This is a genomic window from Thermoactinomyces sp. CICC 10521 (assembly GCF_016055135.1).
GTDB classification, from domain to species: Bacteria; Bacillota; Bacilli; order Thermoactinomycetales; family Thermoactinomycetaceae; genus Thermoactinomyces_A; species Thermoactinomyces_A daqus.
In genome coordinates this window covers 33,896-54,384 of sequence record NZ_JAECVZ010000005.1, presented here as the reverse complement: position 1 = coordinate 54,384, position 20,489 = coordinate 33,896, and the positions used below count along the sequence as shown (strand labels likewise).

Sequence of the window (20,489 nt, the reverse complement as noted above, 5' to 3'; positions counted from 1 at the left end):
GGAGCGAAGAGAATGACCAAAAAGGCGGCGTGAACCGGCATATGGAGGCTGTGTGATCAAGTTGAACCATTCACCGCAACAGGTGGATGGTTTTTTTGTCTTCATTTTCCATATTCCGTATTATTTTGCATGTTTTTCATGCATGTCGGGCAGGTTATGAATGGTGATGTGAATGAAGAAAGCGTCGTATCGAATCTTGCGCTTAAAAGAGCGCAGGAAGCAGAAAAAGCTGGAACAGCATAATGAAAGCCAGCTGAGCAAAGCGGTTCAGGAGGAAACGCACATTTTTGACACAGAGGCCAAAAATGTGGAGTTTATCAAGAATATCCTGAAAGAGTGTTCCGACCTGGTCGTGCGCACCTTTGTGATCGATGTGCCGAAAGATTTGAAATCCTCGGTTGTCTATCTCGATGAAATGGTGCAAAAAGATATCAATCACAACTTTATCATCCGCCCCCTGATGAAATACAGCGATAAACGAGAATCAGTCAATGACTTGTATGATGAGGTGTACAACCATCTGGTTCAGGCGGGTGAGGTCAAAGAGATCGAAGATATGAAGAGTGCACTTGATGCCATTCTCTCCGGGGATACGGTTGTTTTTTTGGATAATTTCCGTAAGGCTTTGGTGGTCGGAACCAAAGGGTGGACTACCCGGAGTGTGAGTGAGCCCCATGCGGAATCCGTCGTGCGGGGCCCCCGTGAAGGGATGAGTGAAACCGTAGTGTGCAGCCTGTCGATGATCCGTCACCGGTTGCGCGATCCGTTCCTGAGAGTCAAGTACTTTACCAAAGGGAAACGAACCAAGACCACTGTCGCTCTTCTTTATATCGAAGGTGTTTGCGATGAAGAAGTCGTGAAAGAAGCTGAAAAGCGCATTCAGGATATCCAGATTGACGGAATCCTCGAGTCCGGCTATGTTGAAGAGTTTATAGTCGATCAGATGTGGACGCCGTTTCCGCTGATCCAAAATACGGAGCGTCCGGACTCGGTTGTCGCCCATCTGCTGGAAGGACAGTTTGCCATCCTTGTGGACGGCAGCCCTTATGCTTTGATTGCCCCGGCTGTATTCAGCCAGTTTTATTACAGCTCGGAAGATTATTATGAGCGGTATCTGATCGCTACCTTTTTGCGGTTTATCCGCTTACTCAGTCTGTTTATTGCGCTTTTGCTGCCGTCCCTGTATATCGCATTCGTTTCCTTCCATCCTGAAATGGTTCCTTCAAAGCTGTTGATCGCCATGGCGGCCGGCCGGGCCACCGTGCCTTTTTCACCGATTTTGGAAGCGTTGTCGATGGAAATCAGTGTGGAGATTTTGCGTGAGGCGAGTATCCGCTTGCCTTCGCCGATCGGGCCGACCATCGGAATTGTCGGCGGTTTGGTCATCGGACAGGCGGCGGTACAGGCCGGATTGATTTCACCTGCGTTTGTCATTGTCGTCGGGCTGACCACCATCAGTTCCTATGCCAATCCGAGTTACAGCGCTGCCATCTCGGTTCGGTTGTTGCGCTTTCCCATGATGATGTTTGCCGCAGCCTTTGGACTGTACGGGATCATGATCGCCATGATGCTGATCATCCTTCACCTGGTGCAGCTCCGTTCATTTGGCGTTCCCTATATGTCCCCGTTTGCACCGCTTAATTTAAAAGCGTTGAAAGATACTTTGATCCGTGTTCCGTGGCCCTGGATGAAAAAACGGCCGGAGATTTACAAGGTAAACGATGTTGTGAGACAAGGCGGGGGAGAAAAATGAATCAACAGCAATTAACAGATGGTACGAGATACAGTATTACAGTGTATCAGGCTTTTACCATAGTTGTTTCCACCATCTATGGGGTTGGTGTACTCAGTTTGCCGCGCGATGTGGCGGAAGTCAGTGGTAATGACATGAGCTGGATTATTATCGTCAGCGGGATTTTTGTCGGAATTATCATCGCCTTGCTGACTGCTCTTTGCATGAGGTTTCCAGGGCAGACCATTGTCCAGTTTGCTCCCGAGATCTTGGGAAGCAGGAGGAGCCACTGGTTGGGCAGATTCCTGACTATCATTGTCTTGTTGATCATCGCCCTTTACTTGGTATCGGGCATCTCCATGAGTGTCCGTATATTTGGAGAAGCGATGGTGAATGCGGTCTTGGTGAATACGCCAATTGAAGCGGTAATCTTGGTTCTGCTTATTTCGGTTGCCATTGCGGCGGGCAGTGAATTCGGGATCGTGGCCAAATATAATGAGCTATTGATGTTGCTGAATTTCTTCCCATTAGTCATCGAAATATTTGCTTTCATTCAACGGGGAGAGAGTACCAATCTCCTGCCTTTGCTGCAAATGAACACTTCACAGTTGCCCAAAGCAATGCTAAGCGGCGCTTTTGCTTACTCCGGGTACAGTGTGCTCCTGATGTTTTCCGGATTTTACAAACAACCGATGAAAGCGTGGAAAGCCCATTTATTCGCCATTGGAACAATTATTGTCCTTTACTGGATAAAATGTGTGGGTACATTATCCATTTTCGGCAAAGATGAACTGGTTCGGGTCATGTATCCCGTATTGGAAACAGGAAAAGTGATCCGGCTTCATGCCATGCTGTTTGAACGGTTGGAGTCGGCCATTCTGTCGATTTGGCTGGTGCTCGTATTTACATCAGTGTTAAATCTGTATGCCTGTACTGTGCAGATGGTGATCGAATTTTTCCGACTGAAAGGACGGTATCGCCGCTGGATCGCCTTTGCTTTTGCCCCGGTTCTTTATGTTATGGCTATGGCTCCAGAAAATATGGGGGAAGTGGGCAAATATGCGGAACGAGTTGGAATTTTTGGTTTTCTTACGGACTGTTTGCCCATTTTGCTGCTTGTGATTGCCATCCTGCGTCGCAAGAAAGGGGAAATGCCGCGTGAAATATCTTCTTCGCGCTAAGGGGTTTATCGTTTTGCTCAGTTTGTTCTTGCTGACGGGTTGTTGGGACAGTATTGAAATTGAAAAGCGGGCGGTGATTGTCTCCCTGGCAATTGACAAAGGAAAAAAGGGATATGAGGTAACCGCACAAGTCCCTAGTCCCGGGCAAATTGTCGGCGGAGGTGGCGGCGGCGGGGGAAAAGGCGGCCCCGGCGCCGTTCAATCGTTCACCGCTGAGGGGGAAACGCTGAGAGATGCCTTAAGCGAATTGCAAAGCAAGGTAAACAATCCGATCTTCCTGGGGCATTTGCAAACGTTGCTGTTAAGCAAGGATGTGGCAAAAGAAGGGATTTCAAGGCATCTGGACGCTTTGCGCCGCAGCCCGGAAATCCGCAGGCACATGTGGCCGATTGTGATCGATGGCAAAGCGAAGGAAGCCATGAAAACGCAGGTCGGATTGGAACCGATTCCGACCGATTACCTCCGTGATCAGATCGATACCGGAGTGAAAATAGGAAAACTCCCGACGATTGAGCTGGGCCAAGTGATGATTGAATTGTCCAATCCGCAAAAGCGAAATCCGTTGATCAATATGTTTAAGGCGCAGAAAGAGCAGTTTGACTGGGAAGGGATGGCTGTGTTTCGCGGGGATCGCATGGTCGGAGTATTAGATGAGAGATTGCTCACCCCGATCATGCATATCCGCAGACAGCGCTCCGGAGCTGATCTGTCCGTCCCTTGCGGAAAGGCAGAAGGAACCTTCTTTTTTCATCCGGAAAATGCCCGCAGAAAGGTCACAGTAAAAAACGGGAAAGTTGACATACAGGTGAAAATAGAAGGAGAAATTAATGAAAAAACTTGTCCGATCCAGATCACAGAAAAATCAACCTACCAACAACTGAGCCAATTGGTTGCCAGGGAATATGAGAAGATTGCCAAAAAACTGGTCGAGCGTTCACAAAAAGAGTTTCGCGTCGATGTGATGGGGATCGGGAATTATGTGCACGCCTTCTATCCGAAATTCTATGAGAAAATGCAATGGAGAAGCCGATATGCAAACATACCGATCCAAATTCATTACAAAGTTACGCTCAGACGCATCGGCCTGGAATCCAGTTAGGGGATGAACAGCGCAGGGACATGGAGGGTGCGAAAAAATCTTCACGACCTGTCCCTTTTTTTTGGATTGTACTATGATATAATAAGAAAAGTTTTGATGCAGGGAGAACCCTGCTTTTTATTGACGTAAGGCAGTTTTCGAAGAATTGGTGAGAATGAATGGTGAAAACTTTTGCATATGATTTATCTTATCAGGAATGGAAAGATTGGATGACTCGCCACGGTCACCCCGAATGGCGAGCCAACCAGATCATGGATTGGCTCTATGTCAAACGCGTCGATTCGTTTGGCGACATGACAAATTTGCCGAAAAACATGCGTGCAGAATTAAGTGAATTCTTTCACCTGATGCCGCTTCAAGTGATTACGACTCAGGTATCCCGCGATGGAACGGTGAAGTTTCTGTTCGGTCTTCACGACGGACATGCGATTGAAACCGTGATTATGCGTCATAACTACGGGATCAGCGTCTGTGTGACGACACAGGTGGGATGCAGGGTCGGTTGCACTTTTTGCGCTTCGACACTCGGAGGATTGAAGCGAAATCTGAGCGCCGGCGAGATCGTGGCACAAGTGGTTATGGCGCAGAAATATCTTGATCCGTCATCTGAAAAGGTCAAATCGGTTGTGGTGATGGGTTCGGGTGAACCATTTGAAAATTATGAACCGACGATGAAGTTTGTTCGCATAATCAATGACGGGCACGGACTCAATATTGGCCAGCGCCATATCACGGTATCCACCAGCGGAGTCGTTCCCAATCTCTACCGGTTTGCCGACGAAAATTGGCAGGTAGGCCTGGCGATTTCCCTTCATGCTCCCAATACCGAACTCAGGTCCAAGCTCATGCCGATCAACCGGCGTTATCCATTGGCGGAATTATTGGACGCATGCCGGTACTATTTGGAAAAAACCGGGCGTAGACTCACTTTTGAGTATGCCCTGATCGGCGGGAAAAACGACCAAAGCGAACATGCTCATGAACTGGGCAAACTGCTTAAAGGGATGAATTGCCTTGTCAATCTCATTCCGGTAAACTATGTTCCGGAGCGAAATTACACACGTACACCGAGAAAGCAAATTTTCGAATTTAAGCGAATCCTGGATTCCTATCATGTGAATACCACGATTCGCCGGGAACACGGGCATGATATCGATGCAGCGTGTGGACAACTTCGTGCCAAACACAGTCGTCTGAGCTAGGAGAGCTTCAGCGGTTTTCTGACGATTTCGTTTCGCCTATCACCTTTTTCAACAGAAATGATATGAATACCTTTTTCAACAAAAGAAAAAAGGCAGCAATCGATCCGGCAATGAATCGGTCTACGGGATTTCCTCTTGATAAAGGTCAATACAGGGAATACTAGAAAGGGAAAGGGGTAACCGGAATGGAGCTTGCACGGCGCACTGACATCGGTCGTGTGCGTGACCTGAATGAAGACAGCACAGGCCTGGTTTTGACCAAATCGGGAACTGTGATCGCGATCGTCGCCGACGGAATGGGCGGTCATCAAGCTGGCGATGTAGCCAGCCGCGAAACGGTCGACACCATTGAAAAGGTGCTCCGGGCGGAAAACCTGGATGTTTCGACTGATGAAAAAAGCGATCTGCTTCTGCATGCCGTAGGAAAGGCCAATGAGAAAGTATTCAGGATGGCCGAGCAGAACAGCCAGTTATCCGGCATGGGCACGACGGTAATCGCCGCGATCGTCGATCAACACGAAGTGGTTCTGGCTCATGTTGGGGACAGCCGCGCCTACATGCTGCACAAAAACGGGCTGTATCAACTGACCGAGGATCATTCGTATGTCAACATTCTGCGAAAGAATGGACAAATCACGGCCGAAGAAGCGCGCAACCATCACCTGCGCAATATGATCGTTCGAGCTGTCGGTACAAATGAAGATGTCGAAGTCGATCTGATAAATACACCATGGAGCAAGGACGATATTTTCCTCATGTGTTCCGATGGACTCACCACGATGGTTAGCGAAAGGGAGATTGGACTTGTCCTCTCATCTACATCCATGACGCTGGACGAAAAAGCCGATAAATTGATCGAATTAGCTTTGGAAGCCGGCGGGGCGGATAACATTTCCCTAATTCTTCTAAGACATACAGGTGGGTCAGCTACATCTTAATTGGGTTCAAGGAGGAACAGGTGACCATGCAGATGGAAGGGAAGAAGCTGGGGGGACGTTACGAAATAGTCAGCCGTGTCGGCGGCGGTGGAATGGCGGTCGTATACAAAGCAAAAGACTTGCTGTTAAACCGTTATGTCGCGATTAAAGTGTTAAGTGATTCCCTCAGTAATGACTCGGAGTTTATACGTCGTTTTAGCCGGGAAGCACAAGCTGCCGCGAGCTTGTCCCATCCCAATATTGTCAATGTGTATGATGTGGGGAAGGATCATTATACTCATTACATTGTCATGGAGCTGGTTGAAGGGCCGACGCTGAAACAATACATTCAGGAACGGGGACCGCTCCCGGCGCAGGAAGCGGCCGCCATCGCGATCCAAATCTGCGACGGTTTGGCTCATGCCCATGAAAATCAGATTGTCCACCGCGATATCAAACCGCATAATATCCTGCTCGGAGCCAATGGCAGAGCGAAAGTGACCGACTTCGGGATTGCCAGGGCGGCAAGTTCCTCTACGATTACCCAAGAAGGTTCCGTCATGGGTTCTGTCCATTATTTTTCACCGGAACAGGCGCGGGGAGGTGTGATCGGGGAAAAATCCGATCTCTACTCCTTGGGGATTGTCCTGTATGAAATGCTGACAGGCCGCCTGCCGTTTGACGGCGACTCCGCGATCAGCATTGCTTTGAAGCACCTGCAGGAGATTCCGGAAGATCCGCGCTCAATCAATCCGAACATTCCCGATGCGCTGGCGGAAGTGATCCTGTGCGCATTGGACAAAGACCCTAACAAACGCTTCAGCTCCGCCCGCGAGATGCTGAAGGCGATCCAGCAGGCAGCCAATATCGGGCCCCGCCTGGAAGCCAACTGGGCCGGAACCCGTTCCAAACCGACACAGCGCGATCTTTATCAAACCATTCCGCTTTCGGAGGATGAGGAAGGCGAATCCCCGGTGGCAACCGCTGTTGAACCACCTTCTTATCACTCGCCGATCCAGCGTCCGGAAATTCGCAGCGGTCAGCGTAAAGGGCAGGTCGCTTCCAACGCGCTCGGTGACAAAACGCTGGCCAATCTCGAACGGCTGAAGAGTGCTCCCAACGACAGCGAGCGTACCATGTTCCAGCGCACGGTCGTTTGGCTGGAAAATGTGCAAGCCAATCTGCCTTGGTGGCAAAAACTTTTGTTTGGCCTCATTACAATTATCATCATCCTGGTTTTGACCATATGGGGCTTTGACACGATCTGGGGCTTATTCTCAGGCGGAAGTGAAGATCAGACGGTGACGGAAAATACCGGAAAACCGGTGAAAATGGAATTGTTCACGAACTTGGATGAAGCTAAAAAATGGTTGGCGGACAACGGTTTTCCAGAGCCCAAAATCATACCAAAACCGAAAGAAGGAGTCCAACCGGGGCAAATTTGGGATCAAGAGCCACGGAACGGAACGATGGTAGACGACCCTGCAAACACGCAAGTGAAAATTTATGTAGGTGTGGAGGGGGCTATAGTCGACAATTATTATGGAAAGTTTGAATCTGCCGTTCACAGCAGCAAATTGGCAGATAAGCCCTATAAAGTCGAACTGTACAGATGTCCGGATCCGGCCGGGCAAAGTGTAGGTCATGCCCATATCTTTAGGCAGGAGCCGGAAGCGGGTACTTTCATTAAAAAGGGCGGAGTCGTGAAGGTTTACAGTTATATTGCGAATGAACCAAAGTGTGAATTGGTTCCAGGTTGGTAATCAAACTTTGACAAAGGAGGTCTTATATGCCTGTCGGGCAAATTGTAAAAGCCATCAGCGGGTTTTACTACGTGCGCACGGACGGGGGCGATATGCTCCAGTGCCGGGCGCGCGGGGTGTTCAAGTTTGACAAGAAGAAGCTGACCCCGCTGGTCGGCGATATCGTCGAGTTTGAAAAGACGGGGCAGAACGAAGGCGTGGTGACCTCCGTTCAGCCCCGTCGCAATGAACTCATTCGTCCACCCATCGCCAATGTCGATCAGGCGGTGGTTGTTTGTTCTTTGCGGCAGCCTCGGTTTCAGCAAATGCCGGTCGATCGTTTCCTCGTGCACGGGGAGCGTGAAGGACTGGATCTTGTGATAGTTCTCACAAAAAGGGATTTATTGAAGAACAACGGCGAAATTGAACGGATCAGCGCGATTTACCGGCCGGCCGGCTACAAGGTAATCGCGACCAGCGTCGTCACAGGAGAAGGCATGGATGAACTGAAGGCGGTGCTGGCCGGAAAGGTATCCGTGTTCGCCGGCCAATCGGGAGTGGGAAAAAGTTCACTCCTCAATCATCTGTTGCCGGGAATGCAGCTTTTGACCGGACAAGTGAGCAAAAAAATCGCCCGCGGGCGCCATACAACGAGAACGGTGGAATTGTTGCCCATGGAGACAAACGGACAAGTGGCGGATACACCCGGTTTCAGCCAATTGACTTTTCAGGGATTTGAACCGACAGAGCTCGGCGATTATTTTCCCGAAATTCGCGAGCGGGCACCGGAATGCCGGTTTCGCGGCTGTTTGCACACCGGGGAGCCGGGTTGTGCAGTAAAAGCGGCGCTGGAGCAGCAAGAAATCGACGAAAAGCGTTATCAAAACTATACGCAGTTTTTGGCAGAAATCAAAGATGCGCTGGCGAGGAGGTATTAGCATGATCAAGATTGCGCCATCGATTCTGTCGGCCGACTTCGCCCGGTTGCAGGAAGAGATTGCCGACGTGGAACGGGCAGGGGCTGACTGGATTCATATTGATGTGATGGATGGTCATTTTGTACCCAACATCACGATGGGGCCTTTGGTAGTGGAGGCGATTCGCCCTCATACGAAACTGCCGCTCGATGTTCACCTGATGATTGAGGAACCGGACCGATATATTGAAAGGTTTGCCAAAAGCGGCGCTGATCTGATTTCGGTTCACCAGGAAGCGTGCCGACATTTGCACCGCACCGTCCACCTGATCAAGGAGCAGGGCGTGAAAGCGGGTGTTGTCCTGAATCCGGCGACACCGGTCGCGATGATTGAACCGATTTTGCGCGATGTTGACCTGATTTTGCTGATGACGGTCAATCCCGGATTTGGCGGGCAGGCGTTTATCCCGGACGTACTCGACAAGATTCGCGGATTGCGCCGGCTGATCGATGCCCAATCTCTTCAGCTCGAAATTGAAGTGGACGGCGGCATCAATCAGGAGACGGCACAGCTGGCAGTTGAAGCGGGAGCGACGGTGCTGGTGGCCGGATCGGCGGTGTTTGGCCAAAAAGACCGCGAGGCCGCCATCGCTGCCATCCGCCGTGCTGGGACGGGAAGCCGCGGTTAAGCAGTGAGAAGGAGAGAAACACCATGAATTCATCCACACGATTGGTAACGATGCTGGAAGTGGCGATCATGACAGCGGTCGCAGCTGTATTGGATAAGCTGACACTGTTTGAAATGCCAAACGGCGGTTCGATTACCCTGGTGATGATCCCGATCGCCGCCGTTTCGTTCCGGCGCGGGGTGAAAGCAGGACTGTCCTGTGGCTTGCTGACCGGATTGTTGCTGCTCATTACCGGCGGTTATGTGGTCCATCCGGTGCAGGCGGCGCTTGATTATCCGATCGCTTTTGCCGCTTTGGGGCTGGCCGGGCTCTTTCGCATTCGCGAACATTATGCGCGCAAATGGAAAGCTTCACTGGCCGGTTTCGGGCTTTTGTTTGCCGGCGCGTTTCGCCTGTTGTCCCACTTTATTTCCGGGGTTGTCTTTTTTAAACAATACGCTCCGGCAGGCCAGTCCGTCTACCTCTATTCATTCCTCTACAATGTCACCTATCTGTTGCCCGAAGTGATCATTTCGTTCGTTGCCGTTCTTTTGATCCTATATTCCGCTCCGCAATTGATCACACGGCAATCGTAAAAGCGGGAGTGAATCATGTTGAAGCAAAAAGTGCTGGTGGTGGCGGGGGGAGATTTGACGGCGGAGGAGATCGCCCTGATCGATCCGGAAAAGTATTATATCATTACGGCGGATGCCGGTGCGAAAAAGCTGGTTCAGGCGGGAATCACTCCCCACCTGGCCGTGGGTGACTTTGATACCGCCGGTGAGGAGTTTGCCGATGAACTGATGCAGTCGGGGATCGAGGTGGAGCGATTGCCGGCGGAAAAGGAGGAAACCGACCTGCATTATGCCCTCACAAAGGCGCTTGAGCACCAAACCGGAGGGGAAGTGCTCATTTTGGGAGCGCTGGGTGGAGCCCGCCTCGATCATTTGCTTGCCAATGTGGGGCTTCTGGAATGGCTGGAGGCCCGTGGGACCCGGGGGGTTTTGCTCCATTCCAGCAACCGGGTCCGCTTTTTTTCCGGCCCGGGTAAAATCGAGTTGAGGCAAGGAGAATTCCCCTACATTTCTTTGATTCCGGTTTCCAGAGAAGTGACGGGAATTGTGACAGACGGGCTAAAATACCCTCTGAAAAATGAAACGCTTTATCGCGGATTCACACGCGGGATCAGCAATGAATTGGCAAGCGGATCCGGCTGGGTCTCGATCCGTTCGGGAAAATGCCTGCTGGTCGAAAGCCGCGACCGCTAAGGAATATGGCGTTCACCCCAAGCAATTTTTTCTCCTGTTCTAGGTACACATTGAACTCTATAGAATATAAATAAGATGAAGAAAACACGGTCATTATCTTTTATCATTGCAGCGTAAGGGGTGAATGTTGGTGAAGTTCTATACCATAAAGCTACCGAAATTCCTGGGCGGTTTCGTTAAGGTTTTGCTAGCGGCATTCAAAAAAGATTAATGGCCAAATAAAAAAAGCACCCCAATCGGTGCTTTTTTCTTTTTCGGTTATACGCGAGTCACTTTACCGGATTTGAGGGCACGAGTGCTCACATATACGCGTTTCGGTTTGCCGTCAACGAGAATGCGCACTTTTTGTACGTTGGCACCCCATTTTTTTCTCGTTTTGCGGTTGGAGTGGCTTACCTTGTTTCCGGTGTGGCCTTGTTTTCCAGTGATAAAGCAACGACGAGCCATTCTTACACCTCCTCTTCGTTCCATACCATCATCCCCTGCCGAAAGTATCTTCCGTCAGGGTACATTTCAGGCAAGGGAGGACTCTTCTCTTTACGGTAACGGAATAAGGACTAAACACCAGCACATTTTAGCATACCTGAACTTTACTTGCAAGGAGAGAGCGAGTCCAGTATGATGAATGTTGTTAAGCTTTTATTCATTTAGGTATTATTGTACAATTGTCCTAGCAAAGCATGGAAAACCTCATCTGGGAGGAATTGGAATGAGCTTGGAAGTTTCGACGGAACTCGGTCAAATCCAAGTGGCCAATGAAGTGATTGCAACGGTTGCCGGAATTGCGGCCATGGACTGCTACGGCTTGGTTGGGATGGCTTCGCGCAGCCAGTTAAAAGACGGAATTACGGAACTTTTGGGCAGGGAGAATTTAAGCAAAGGGATCGAAGTGCGCACGGAGAGCGGAGAAGTCGTGATCGATCTGTACATCATCGTGGGCTATGGAACCAAAATTTCCGAAGTGGCACACAATGTGCAATCCAAGGTGAAGTATACGCTGGATCAGATGATCGGATTGAAAGTAAGTCAGGTGAACATCTATGTGCAGGGAGTTCGCCTGGTCAATGAAGAGTAAGGAGGAACACTGTTGACACAGCAAATCCATGCAGCTCTGTTTTTACAAATGATGCGTTCCGGTGCCGGGAATCTGAATAAACACGTGGAATCGGTCAATGCTTTGAACGTTTTTCCCGTACCGGACGGGGATACCGGAACCAATATGAATTTGACGCTGGCATCCGGTGTGAAAGAGATGGAAAAACAGGCGGCATCCGGCACGGTGGGAAAACTGGCGGAGGCGCTTTCAAAAGGATTGCTGATGGGTGCACGCGGTAATTCCGGTGTGATTTTGTCCCAGCTGTTTCGCGGATTTGCCAAGGCTGTTTCCGATAAAAAGGAGATCAACGCTCATCAATTGGCTGATGCCTTTCAGCGGGGAGTTGAAACTGCGTACAAGGCAGTGATCAAACCGGTGGAGGGCACAGTTTTGACAGTGGCGCGCGAAGCGGCTGACGCCGGTATGAAAAAAGCGTGGACGACGGAAGACACCGCTGTGATCATGGAGACGGTGTTGAATGAAGCACGGCGGACGCTTGCCCGCACCCCGGAAATGCTCCCCGTTTTGAAGCAGACGGGAGTAGTGGATGCCGGAGGACAAGGCCTGGTTTATATCTATGAGGGAATGCTGGCTGCCTTGAAGGGTGAAGAGATTGCCCCCGATGCTCCGCAAGTGAAACTCGACACGGAATCGCTCGCTTCCCTTGCTCACGATAACGCCCAGTCGAAAATGGATGCTTCGCAAATCGAACACGGGTATTGCACCGAATTTATTATCAATTTGAAAACGACGCGACGCAAAACCGAAGCGTTTGATGAAGCCAAATTCCGCAAAAGCATGGAGCAATTCGGGGATTCGCTGTTGGTCGTAGCTGATGATGAATTGGTTAAAGTACATATCCATGCCGAATACCCGGGGGATGCACTCAATTTTGCCATGAAATTCGGCGATTTGATCCGCATCAAGATCGACAACATGCGCGAACAATACGCCAGCGTGACGGAAGGAAAAAGCGCTGCCTCCACCCCTGTGCAGACCGGTGGGGAGCAGAAGGCGGAAAAGAAAAAGTACGGCATTGTGGCAGTGGCGGCCGGAAAAGGAATTGTCGACATTTTCCGTTCATTGGGCGTCGATCAGGTGGTGGAAGGCGGCCAGACGATGAACCCGAGTACGGAAGAACTGGTCGATGCAGTGAGAAAAATTGAAGCTGAACATATTGTGATCTTGCCGAATAATAAGAATATCGTTTTGACGGCAAAGCAGGTGAGCCAAATTGTTGATACACCCGTCACGGTGATCGCTACCCGCAGCATCCCGCAAGGCTTGGCTGCACTGCTCGCTTTCAGTGCGGAGCGAAGCCACGAGGAGAACGAGCAGAACATGACGACGGCTTCTGGGGCGGTGCGCTCGGGGGAACTCACTTATGCGATCCGCGATTCACAAGTGGATGGGCAGGAAATCAGGAAAGGGGATTTCCTCGGCATTCAAGAGGGCAAAATCGAAATCGTCGGCCAGGACATGGTGCAAACGGCCAAAGCCCTGCTGCAAAAAATGATCGGCGAGGAAGCGGATGTGGTGACAGTGATCTACGGCCGGGATGTGACCGAAGAACAGGCGCATGCACTGGTTGAGTCACTTTCGCAAATCTATCCCGAGATCGAATTTGAAGTGCATCAGGGAGGACAACCGGTTTATTATTACCTGTTTGCCGTTGAGTAAAGAAAGGAGGGTGTTTGATGGGGCAGGTGAAAATCATAACCGACAGTACTGCCGATATTCCCAAAGATCTGGCGGAAGCCTTGGACATTTCCGTTGTCCCGATCAAAGTTCATCTGGCGGGGCAATCTTATTTGGACGGGGTTGATTTGTTTCCGTCGCAATTTTATCAAAAAATGAGAGAGATTACCGAGTTGCCAACCACTTCCCAACCTTCGCCGCTGGAGATTGCCGAGTTTTATCGCAAAGCGATTCAAAGCGGGGCAAAGCAAATCTTTTCCCTTCATATTTCTTCGAAAATGAGCGGCACTTACCAATCCTGCATGCTGGCCAAAGCGATAGTCCAGGAAGAGTATCCCGATGCGGAGATTATGGTATATGACTCCAAATCGGTTGCCTATGCTCTCGGGGTGATTGTCGTGCTGGTCGCCCGGGCCGCAAAAGAGGGAAAAACACTGGATGAACTGGTGCAGCTGGCAGATCGGGTTCGCGAAAAGCAGGGCCTGGTGGCGCTGGTCGATACGCTTGAATACTTGCAGAAGGGCGGCCGGATCGGGAAAGCGGCCGCGCTGGTCGGTTCGCTTCTCAGTATCAAGCCGATCATCTCCATCAGCGAAGATGGTGAGGTAACGGCGATTGACAAGGCGCGCGGCAAAAACAAGGCCTTCAGCAAAGTGTTTGAACTTTTGCAGCAGAAAGTTCCGGTCGGCCCGGTCTATGCGGCGATTCTGCATGCGGATCAGGAAGAAGATGCCAAGACCTGGCTGAACAAGGTAAAAATGATGTATGATGTAAGAGAAGAGATTGTGGTTGACATCGGACCGGCGGTTGGAACCCACGCGGGTCCGGGGACAGTCGGATGCCTGTTGGTGCCGCTGGAGCAGCTTTAATCTGGGAACGTTGTCGCAAAAGGTTGGGATTTCATATGAAATATCGTACCGTATTTGATATTATCGGTCCGGTGATGATCGGGCCTTCAAGTTCGCATACGGCGGGAGCGGCCCGGATCGGGCGGGCGGCGAGAACCATTTTTGGCCGCAAGCCGAAGCGCTCCGTTATCACCTTGTACGGATCATTCGCCCAAACGTATCGCGGCCATGGTACGGATGTGGCCATTGCCGGCGGTTTGCTCGATTTTGATACATTCGATAAGCGGATTGTGAACGCCCTTGAGATCGCGAAAGAAGAGGGAATCGAGATCACCTTTGTCGAATCGGATGAAGTGCCGGATCATCCCAATACTGCTCGAATCTATCTGGAAGATGAGCAGGGAAGCGTTGAAGTGGTCGGGATTTCCATCGGTGGCGGAAAAATGGAAATCGTCGAGCTGAACGGTTTTCAACTGAGCTTGTCCGGCAATGATCCGGTTTTGCTGGTATTGCACCAGGATCAGTATGGTGCGGTGGCCAAAGTTGCAAGTGTGTTGGCCGAACACGAGATTAATATTGCGTTTATGCAAGTGTCACGCAAAGAGAAAGGGTCACAAGCTTTGATGTCCATTGAGACCGATCAGCCGGTGGAAATGGAAGTGCAACATAAAATTGGCAATTTGCCTGGGATTCATGCTGTAACGATCTTATAATATGATGGAATAAAAACCGCCGCCTCAGGAAGGACCGGCGGTTTTCTGTGGGAAAAGGGGTCGGGAAAAATGAAATTTCGCACAGTAGCTGAATTAGTGGAAATAGCAGAAAAGGAAGGACTCAAAATATCCGAAGTCATGATTTTGCACGAAATCGAAGTGATGAACCGTCCGCGGGAAGAGATCTTTGCGGGGATGGAACACAACCTGACCGTAATGGAACAGGCAATCGAACGGGGGTTGACCGAAGAGATTCGCTCACATAGCGGATTGACCGGCGGCGATGCCCGTAAAATCAACGAATATAAAGAAAACGCACCCGTTCTGTTATCGGGTTCGACCATTCTGAATGCGGTTTCAAGAGCGACGGCAGTCTCCGAAGTGAATGCAGCGATGGGGACGATTGTGGCAACACCGACGGCCGGAGCTTGCGGCATTTTGCCGGGGGCGATTTCCACCGCGGCCGAAAAACTGGGCTCCGATCGGGAAACAAAGGTACGCGCTTTGTTTACGGCGGGAGCGATCGGGTTTTGTATCGCCAATAACGCTTGCATCGCCGGTGCAGCCGGGGGTTGCCAGGCCGAAGTGGGTTCGGCAACGGCGATGGCAGCGGCAGCTGTCGTGGAGATGGCGGGCGGAACGCCAACGATGTCAGGGGAAGCGGTGGCGATTGCTTTGAAAAACATGCTCGGACTCGTCTGTGATCCGGTGGCGGGCTTGGTGGAAGCGCCTTGTGTCAAACGAAATGCGATGGGGGCGGCGATTGCCATGGTTGCAGCCGATATGGCCATGGCTGGAGTGAAAAGCATCATTCCGACCGACGAGGTGATCGGGGCGATGTTCAAGATCGGGCAGATGATGCCGGTTGCGCTTAAAGAAACGGCGTTGGGCGGATTGGCTGCCACCCCGACAGGGCAGGAGCTGGAACGAAAAATTTTTGGAGCGGGAAAATAAGCAATCATGAAACTGACGGAAATTCCAGTGGAAAACCTGCCCGGTGTCGGTCAGCAGCGAAAAGAGAATCTGTCCGAGCTCGGAATCGAATCCATCGCCGACCTGTTGGAGTACTACCCATACCGCTACGAGGATTACCGTATCAGTGATTTGACGCGAGCGGAGCAGGATGAGCGGGTTACCGTCCGGGGGATTGTCTACGGACAGCCCAGCGTGAGATGGTATGGAAAGAAAAAATCGCGCATGTCCGCCAAAATTGATGTCAACGGAATTCATGTAAACCTGATTTGGTTTAATCAGGCTTATTTGCGTGAAAAAATCAATCCGGGACAAATCATCGTTGTATCAGGAAAATGGGATCGGCATCGGTTGCAGATTACGGTTGATCGCACCTTTCTCTCCCAAGCGGAACAGGAAAAGCATGTCGGCCGGCTCGAACCGGTTTATTCCGTCACCGGTTCCGTGAAAGTGAACGGGCTTCGCAAGCTGATTCATGAAGCGTTTATCCGTTATGGAAACCGGATTGAGGAGATCCTGCCTGAGGAATTGCGGCGGCGCTACAAGCTGATTTCCAGGCCGCGGGCGATGTACTTCCTTCATTTTCCAAAAGGGAGGGAAGAAGGCCGGCAAGCGCGCCGCCGGATGGTGTATGAGGAACTTTTTTTATATGAATTGAAGATGATGTGGCTGAAGAAACAGGCACGGATGGAGAACACAGGAATCGCCCATTCCTTTGCCGAGGAAAAGGTGGAGGAATTTATCGACCGGCTGGCCTTTCCGCTGACCAACGCGCAAAGGCGGGTGGTGCAGGAAATTTTGGCTGATCTGCGCTCCACGTCTCAGATGAACCGCCTGTTGCAGGGAGATGTAGGTTCCGGAAAAACCGTGGTGGCAGCCATTGTCCTTTACGCCAATTATCTCAGCGGTTATCAGGGAGCACTGATGGTGCCGACGGAGATTTTGGCAGATCAGCATGCTGCCTCGCTCAAGCAGCTGCTTTCCCCGCTGGGCTTGCAAATTGTCGCTTTGACAGGCAGGATGACGGCCCGGGAAAGGCGGGATGCCTTGGGGCAGATCCAAATGGGCCTGGCTGATATCGCTGTCGGAACGCATGCCTTGATTCAGAAAGGGGTCACCTTTCACAATCTCGGTCTGGTGATCACCGATGAACAGCACCGCTTTGGTGTCAAACAGCGGGCTACCCTTCGCGAAAAAGGGGAAGTGCCGGATGTTCTTCATATGACGGCGACGCCGATTCCGCGTACGCTGGCGATCACGTACTACGGAGAGATGGATGTTTCCACCATTGACGAAATGCCTGCCGGGCGCCAGCCTGTCGATACCTATTGGGTAAAAAAGGAGATTTGGCCCAGGATTGTCAATTTTATCGAAAAAGAGTGCCGGAAGGGCCGGCAGGCATATGTGATCTGCCCTTTGATTGAGGAATCGGAGAAACTGGATCTGCAAAACGCCGAAGAGGTTTATGGTCAGTTGACAATGGCCCTGGCCCCGATTCGTGTCGGTTTGCTGCACGGACGGATGTCCTCTGCCGAAAAGGAAGAGGTAATGGCCCATTTTGCCGCCAATGAGGTTCAGGTGCTCGTATCCACCACGGTCGTCGAAGTGGGAGTCAACGTCCCCAATGCCACGGTGATGGTGATATATGACGCGGACCGCTTTGGACTGGCGCAGTTGCATCAGTTGCGCGGACGGGTCGGGCGGGGCGGCGGTACGGCGACTTGCGTGCTGGTGGCCGATCCCAAATCGGAAACGGGTGTTGAGCGGATGAGGATCATGACGGAAACAACCGACGGATTTGAAATTTCCCGGCGCGATTTGGAGATGAGGGGGCCGGGAGATTTTCTCGGGGTGAAGCAAAGCGGTCTGCCCGAGTTTAAAATTGCCGATTTGAATGAGGATTTGCGTGTACTGGAGATTGCCCGTGCCGATGCCCAGGAGTTGGTCAACCGCCCTGACTTTTCGAGCAATCCGGAGACAAGGGCACTTTACGAGTACCTGCAGGAAGAAAATCTTGAATCGAAAAGCTTTGATTAGTGCGAAAACCCTGTTGACACTTGAGCAACAGGGTTTTTTCTGAAGAAGTGTGGCCAGCCATCTGCCATGCCCGCGGTTTCGCTCAGGGAAGCAAGGCAAAATCCTGAATGCGCATCTCACCTTTGCGCGGCAGGGAAATCCGCTTTATCTGATGCAAATGTTTTTTATCGTAGACGCCAAGTACGCCGGCTGTCTCCGCACTGTCAGACTGGGACAGGATATAGAGGTGTTGGGCATCCTGTTTTGCTTGAAATATCGGTTGTGAAACGGCAAGCGTTCGTTTCACCTGATCAGCATCGGGATCGAGAACAGTGAGAACCGCCTGCTGTTTATGGGTAATCCAGATTTCATTGGCGACGGGCAAAATGTACTGCGGTTTGGCAAACGGAAGTTCGATATAGCGGATTCGCTTTTTCTCCAGATCATATACGGCCATTTTTTTCTGTTCATCGGTTGAGGTGATAAGCAAGTCGTGACCGACGATTTTCAGGTCATCAGCCAGATCGATGGCGAGCGGGACGGTTTGGGCTACTTTTCCGCGTTGCCGATCGACCACATACAAAACGGCCCTTTTCGCTTCAATCAAGGAAGAGAATACATAAACATATGTATCATCCCAAGTAGCCGTTCGCAGGAATCCGGGAAGCTGAAGTTGTTTGCGCTGGTTGTTTTGCACGATTTCCAGGGTGTTGGAATGGAGTGTTGTATTAAAGGCGGACACAGTTACTCCGTCCCTTTGTTTGACAAAGATCGGAAACTCTTTTGTTTGTTCCGTTCGCAGCTTGCCTTCCGGGGAGAGGATGATGAGAGACCGGCCAAACCGCTCGGGTAAAAGCAATCCGTTTTTGTCTGATTTTTCGATTTGAAAGATCCCCATTGCCTTGATCGGGATCTCGCCGATTGCTTCTCCCTTTGCATCCAGCAGCATCAATGCGCTTTCCTTTTTGGCAGCATTGGTGTAGATCACAGCCAGTCTTGCATGCCGGAGCGGAAGTGCGTCTCGGGAACAGGCAGCGGAAAGAAGCAATAATCCCAACACCAGCACCAGGATAAAACGAAACCGAAACATGGCGACCTCCTTCATTGTGATGAGCGAAAGCGGAGCCTTTTTTCACCCGAAAGAGGAAAAAAAGCCCCGTTTGACATCAACCCTTTGAATAAAAGGCGTAAGTGAGCGGACTTTCAATCAGGTCAACGGGCCAGACCGCACCGCCGTCGTTCAGATCATAACCCAGATTGTAAAAAGCGCGCCAAGCCAGTTGGGAGCAATAAAATGAACCGGTTGTTGTAATATTGAAAAAATTGTAGTTATAAGGCTTGCCGATTTGCTGTCTTGCATATGAAGCGGCATAAGCATAGTCCCCGGAAGCGGCTCCGTTCACTCTGAGCCCTTTTACCTGATTATAGCGTGTATCCCAGTCATTCGGCCAATGCCGGACACCGTTCAAATCCCCTTTGTTGCCAAACGATTCGACGACATATCCGCTCACGTCGGAAACGACTCCCGCATGACCGCCCGCCCACATGGATGAACTGCTCGTTCCGTCCAAAGTGACGAGAATATCCCCTGCCTGCCCGACGGATTCAATCGAGACTGAGCCAGAAACCGGATTCTTTGCTTGTTTGATTTCATCCCAGTGCGTGGCGACATACCGGGTTTTTTGCTTCGCTTTGGCGATTTCTTTCAGCTGATCGGGGGTGAATGAAGGGGAGGAGGCGGAAGCGATGTCGGGGAACACTGGTACAATGGACAAAAAAGCGAAGAAGAGAAACAGGGTTATTTTTTTTAAGCATTTCATGATGTTCCTTGACTTCTCCTTTCTCGGAAACAGGTGAATAATCATTTGCTTTCCTTGTTATTATTTTATAATACGGAATATTCAGTATATATTTTAATAAGATTACATTTGTGTATCAATCTTGTTAATTGTTAAGTCACGACCTTTTCCTTCTGCATAAGATACATTATTCGCAAGCAGGGGGGAAATGAATGAACAACAACGATGCGCTTTATCAGGATCTTGTGAATACCATCAATCAGACTGTTGGTCGCCGGGCGGTAAGCGTGAGGAAAATGAAGCAATTGATCGCCGAAGCGAGACGCATCCGCATGCAGTACGGTGTGATGGGGCTATGGTCCTATGCCCAACAGCTTCCCGAGCATTTTTTTACCCGTGAGGAACTTGAAAAGCTGCAGAACTCGCCGAGATTATATGAATTGTCTGATAAGATGGTGGATGCGATGGTTGTGGAACAAGTGATTACGCCGACGGAGGCGCGGATGATCAAACGCACCATCTACCGGAACTGGGGGAATTGGGCGGGAACTTATAGGTGATCCGTACAGACAAAGCAAGGGTGATCGTCATATGGTATAGTGCCTGTTAAAAAATGGGGTCA

21 protein-coding genes are annotated in these 20,489 nt (G+C 50.7%); 18 read left to right on the top strand and 3 right to left on the bottom strand.

Annotated elements, in window-relative coordinates:
- Positions 1-172: 172 nt before the first annotated feature.
- The 11 genes from I8U17_RS05435 (at position 173) to spoVM (ending at position 10,936) form a co-directional block, all read left to right on the top strand.
- Positions 173-1,753 (top strand): spore germination protein, encoded by a 1,581-nt coding sequence (locus tag I8U17_RS05435; protein WP_198055677.1) that lies wholly within the window; start codon positions 173-175, stop codon positions 1,751-1,753.
- Entirely contained in the window at positions 1,750-2,913 is a 1,164-nt protein-coding gene (locus tag I8U17_RS05430; RefSeq protein ID WP_033100288.1) for a GerAB/ArcD/ProY family transporter, read from the top strand. Before I8U17_RS05435 ends, I8U17_RS05430 begins: the two co-directional genes overlap by 4 nt.
- Positions 2,891-4,012 (top strand): Ger(x)C family spore germination protein, encoded by a 1,122-nt coding sequence (locus I8U17_RS05425; protein WP_198059131.1) that lies wholly within the window; start codon positions 2,891-2,893, stop codon positions 4,010-4,012. Before I8U17_RS05430 ends, I8U17_RS05425 begins: the two co-directional genes overlap by 23 nt.
- 158 nt (positions 4,013-4,170) lie before the next feature.
- Positions 4,171-5,214, top strand: coding sequence for a dual-specificity RNA methyltransferase RlmN (gene rlmN / locus I8U17_RS05420; RefSeq protein WP_033100290.1), 1,044 nt, complete (start codon positions 4,171-4,173; stop codon positions 5,212-5,214).
- 185 nt (positions 5,215-5,399) lie between these two features.
- Positions 5,400-6,152, top strand: coding sequence for a Stp1/IreP family PP2C-type Ser/Thr phosphatase (locus I8U17_RS05415; RefSeq protein WP_033100291.1), 753 nt, complete (start codon positions 5,400-5,402; stop codon positions 6,150-6,152).
- A 32-nt stretch (positions 6,153-6,184) separates the two neighbouring features.
- Entirely contained in the window at positions 6,185-7,894 is a 1,710-nt protein-coding gene (gene pknB / locus I8U17_RS05410) for a Stk1 family PASTA domain-containing Ser/Thr kinase (protein ID WP_232330929.1), read from the top strand.
- A gap of 26 nt (positions 7,895-7,920) precedes the next feature.
- Positions 7,921-8,811, top strand: coding sequence for a ribosome small subunit-dependent GTPase A (rsgA, locus tag I8U17_RS05405; RefSeq protein ID WP_033100292.1), 891 nt, complete (start codon positions 7,921-7,923; stop codon positions 8,809-8,811).
- Between the two features lies 1 nt (position 8,812).
- Positions 8,813-9,478, top strand: coding sequence for a ribulose-phosphate 3-epimerase (gene rpe, locus I8U17_RS05400; protein WP_033100293.1), 666 nt, complete (start codon positions 8,813-8,815; stop codon positions 9,476-9,478).
- Between the two features lie 23 nt (positions 9,479-9,501).
- Positions 9,502-10,053: an energy-coupled thiamine transporter ThiT gene (gene thiT, locus I8U17_RS05395; RefSeq protein WP_033100294.1), complete on the top strand. Its 552-nt coding sequence runs from the start codon at positions 9,502-9,504 to the stop codon at positions 10,051-10,053.
- An 18-nt stretch (positions 10,054-10,071) separates the two neighbouring features.
- Entirely contained in the window at positions 10,072-10,725 is a 654-nt protein-coding gene (locus tag I8U17_RS05390) for a thiamine diphosphokinase (RefSeq protein WP_198059130.1), read from the top strand.
- Positions 10,726-10,855: 130 nt separating this feature from the next.
- On the top strand, positions 10,856-10,936 hold the full coding sequence (gene spoVM, locus I8U17_RS05385; protein WP_033100295.1) for a stage V sporulation protein SpoVM: 81 nt from the start codon (positions 10,856-10,858) through the stop codon (positions 10,934-10,936).
- A gap of 47 nt (positions 10,937-10,983) precedes the next feature.
- Here the strand turns inward: spoVM and rpmB are convergent, their stop codons facing one another.
- Positions 10,984-11,172, bottom strand: a complete 189-nt coding sequence (rpmB, locus tag I8U17_RS05380) for a 50S ribosomal protein L28 (RefSeq protein WP_033099779.1) — start codon at positions 11,170-11,172, stop codon at positions 10,984-10,986.
- Positions 11,173-11,434: 262 nt separating this feature from the next.
- Here rpmB and I8U17_RS05375 point away from each other — a divergent pair, with 262 nt between their 5' ends.
- The 6 genes from I8U17_RS05375 to recG all read left to right on the top strand — a co-directional run bounded on the left by I8U17_RS05375 (position 11,435) and on the right by recG (position 18,089).
- A complete protein-coding gene (locus tag I8U17_RS05375) occupies positions 11,435-11,800 on the top strand; it encodes an Asp23/Gls24 family envelope stress response protein (protein WP_033099778.1) in 366 nt (121 codons plus the stop codon).
- Between the two features lie 9 nt (positions 11,801-11,809).
- Positions 11,810-13,501 carry a DAK2 domain-containing protein gene (locus tag I8U17_RS05370; protein ID WP_370589215.1) on the top strand — a complete coding sequence of 564 codons (1,692 nt, stop codon included), beginning with the start codon at positions 11,810-11,812 and terminating at the stop codon, positions 13,499-13,501.
- 17 nt (positions 13,502-13,518) lie between these two features.
- Positions 13,519-14,388, top strand: coding sequence for a DegV family protein (locus I8U17_RS05365; protein ID WP_033099777.1), 870 nt, complete (start codon positions 13,519-13,521; stop codon positions 14,386-14,388).
- 35 nt (positions 14,389-14,423) lie between these two features.
- Entirely contained in the window at positions 14,424-15,080 is a 657-nt protein-coding gene (sdaAB, locus tag I8U17_RS05360; RefSeq protein WP_198055683.1) for an L-serine ammonia-lyase, iron-sulfur-dependent subunit beta, read from the top strand.
- A gap of 69 nt (positions 15,081-15,149) precedes the next feature.
- Positions 15,150-16,034, top strand: a complete 885-nt coding sequence (gene sdaAA / locus I8U17_RS05355; protein ID WP_033099775.1) for an L-serine ammonia-lyase, iron-sulfur-dependent, subunit alpha — start codon at positions 15,150-15,152, stop codon at positions 16,032-16,034.
- Positions 16,035-16,040: 6 nt separating this feature from the next.
- Entirely contained in the window at positions 16,041-18,089 is a 2,049-nt protein-coding gene (gene recG, locus I8U17_RS05350) for an ATP-dependent DNA helicase RecG (RefSeq protein ID WP_033099774.1), read from the top strand.
- Between the two features lie 82 nt (positions 18,090-18,171).
- Here the strand turns inward: recG and I8U17_RS05345 are convergent, their stop codons facing one another.
- Positions 18,172-19,158, bottom strand: coding sequence for a hypothetical protein (locus tag I8U17_RS05345; protein WP_198059129.1), 987 nt, complete (start codon positions 19,156-19,158; stop codon positions 18,172-18,174).
- Positions 19,159-19,234: 76 nt separating this feature from the next.
- The gene (locus I8U17_RS05340) at positions 19,235-19,888 is read right to left on the bottom strand and encodes a YiiX/YebB-like N1pC/P60 family cysteine hydrolase (RefSeq protein WP_198059128.1); all 654 of its coding nucleotides are present in this window, start codon (positions 19,886-19,888) and stop codon (positions 19,235-19,237) included.
- Positions 19,889-20,079: 191 nt separating this feature from the next.
- Between I8U17_RS05340 and I8U17_RS05335 the strand changes: the two genes are divergently transcribed.
- Positions 20,080-20,427: a hypothetical protein gene (locus tag I8U17_RS05335; protein ID WP_033099772.1), complete on the top strand. Its 348-nt coding sequence runs from the start codon at positions 20,080-20,082 to the stop codon at positions 20,425-20,427.
- Positions 20,428-20,489: the final 62 nt, after the last annotated feature.

Bases quoted from the DNA above. Each gene is read 5' to 3' on its own strand.
- I8U17_RS05435 (WP_198055677.1), top strand. From the start codon at position 173: ATGAAGAAAGCGTCGTATCGAATCTTGCGCTTAAAAGAGCGCAGGAAG.
- I8U17_RS05430 (WP_033100288.1), top strand. From the start codon at position 1,750: ATGAATCAACAGCAATTAACAGATGGTACGAGATACAGTATTACAGTG.
- rlmN (WP_033100290.1), top strand. From the start codon at position 4,171: ATGGTGAAAACTTTTGCATATGATTTATCTTATCAGGAATGGAAAGAT.
- I8U17_RS05415 (WP_033100291.1), top strand. From the start codon at position 5,400: ATGGAGCTTGCACGGCGCACTGACATCGGTCGTGTGCGTGACCTGAAT.
- pknB (WP_232330929.1), top strand. From the start codon at position 6,185: ATGGAAGGGAAGAAGCTGGGGGGACGTTACGAAATAGTCAGCCGTGTC.
- rsgA (WP_033100292.1), top strand. From the start codon at position 7,921: ATGCCTGTCGGGCAAATTGTAAAAGCCATCAGCGGGTTTTACTACGTG.
- rpe (WP_033100293.1), top strand. From the start codon at position 8,813: ATGATCAAGATTGCGCCATCGATTCTGTCGGCCGACTTCGCCCGGTTG.
- thiT (WP_033100294.1), top strand. From the start codon at position 9,502: ATGAATTCATCCACACGATTGGTAACGATGCTGGAAGTGGCGATCATG.
- rpmB (WP_033099779.1), bottom strand. From the start codon at position 11,172: ATGGCTCGTCGTTGCTTTATCACTGGAAAACAAGGCCACACCGGAAAC.
- I8U17_RS05375 (WP_033099778.1), top strand. From the start codon at position 11,435: ATGAGCTTGGAAGTTTCGACGGAACTCGGTCAAATCCAAGTGGCCAAT.
- I8U17_RS05365 (WP_033099777.1), top strand. From the start codon at position 13,519: ATGGGGCAGGTGAAAATCATAACCGACAGTACTGCCGATATTCCCAAA.
- sdaAB (WP_198055683.1), top strand. From the start codon at position 14,424: ATGAAATATCGTACCGTATTTGATATTATCGGTCCGGTGATGATCGGG.
- sdaAA (WP_033099775.1), top strand. From the start codon at position 15,150: ATGAAATTTCGCACAGTAGCTGAATTAGTGGAAATAGCAGAAAAGGAA.
- recG (WP_033099774.1), top strand. From the start codon at position 16,041: ATGAAACTGACGGAAATTCCAGTGGAAAACCTGCCCGGTGTCGGTCAG.
- I8U17_RS05345 (WP_198059129.1), bottom strand. From the start codon at position 19,158: ATGTTTCGGTTTCGTTTTATCCTGGTGCTGGTGTTGGGATTATTGCTT.
- I8U17_RS05340 (WP_198059128.1), bottom strand. From the start codon at position 19,888: ATGAAATGCTTAAAAAAAATAACCCTGTTTCTCTTCTTCGCTTTTTTG.
- I8U17_RS05335 (WP_033099772.1), top strand. From the start codon at position 20,080: ATGAACAACAACGATGCGCTTTATCAGGATCTTGTGAATACCATCAAT.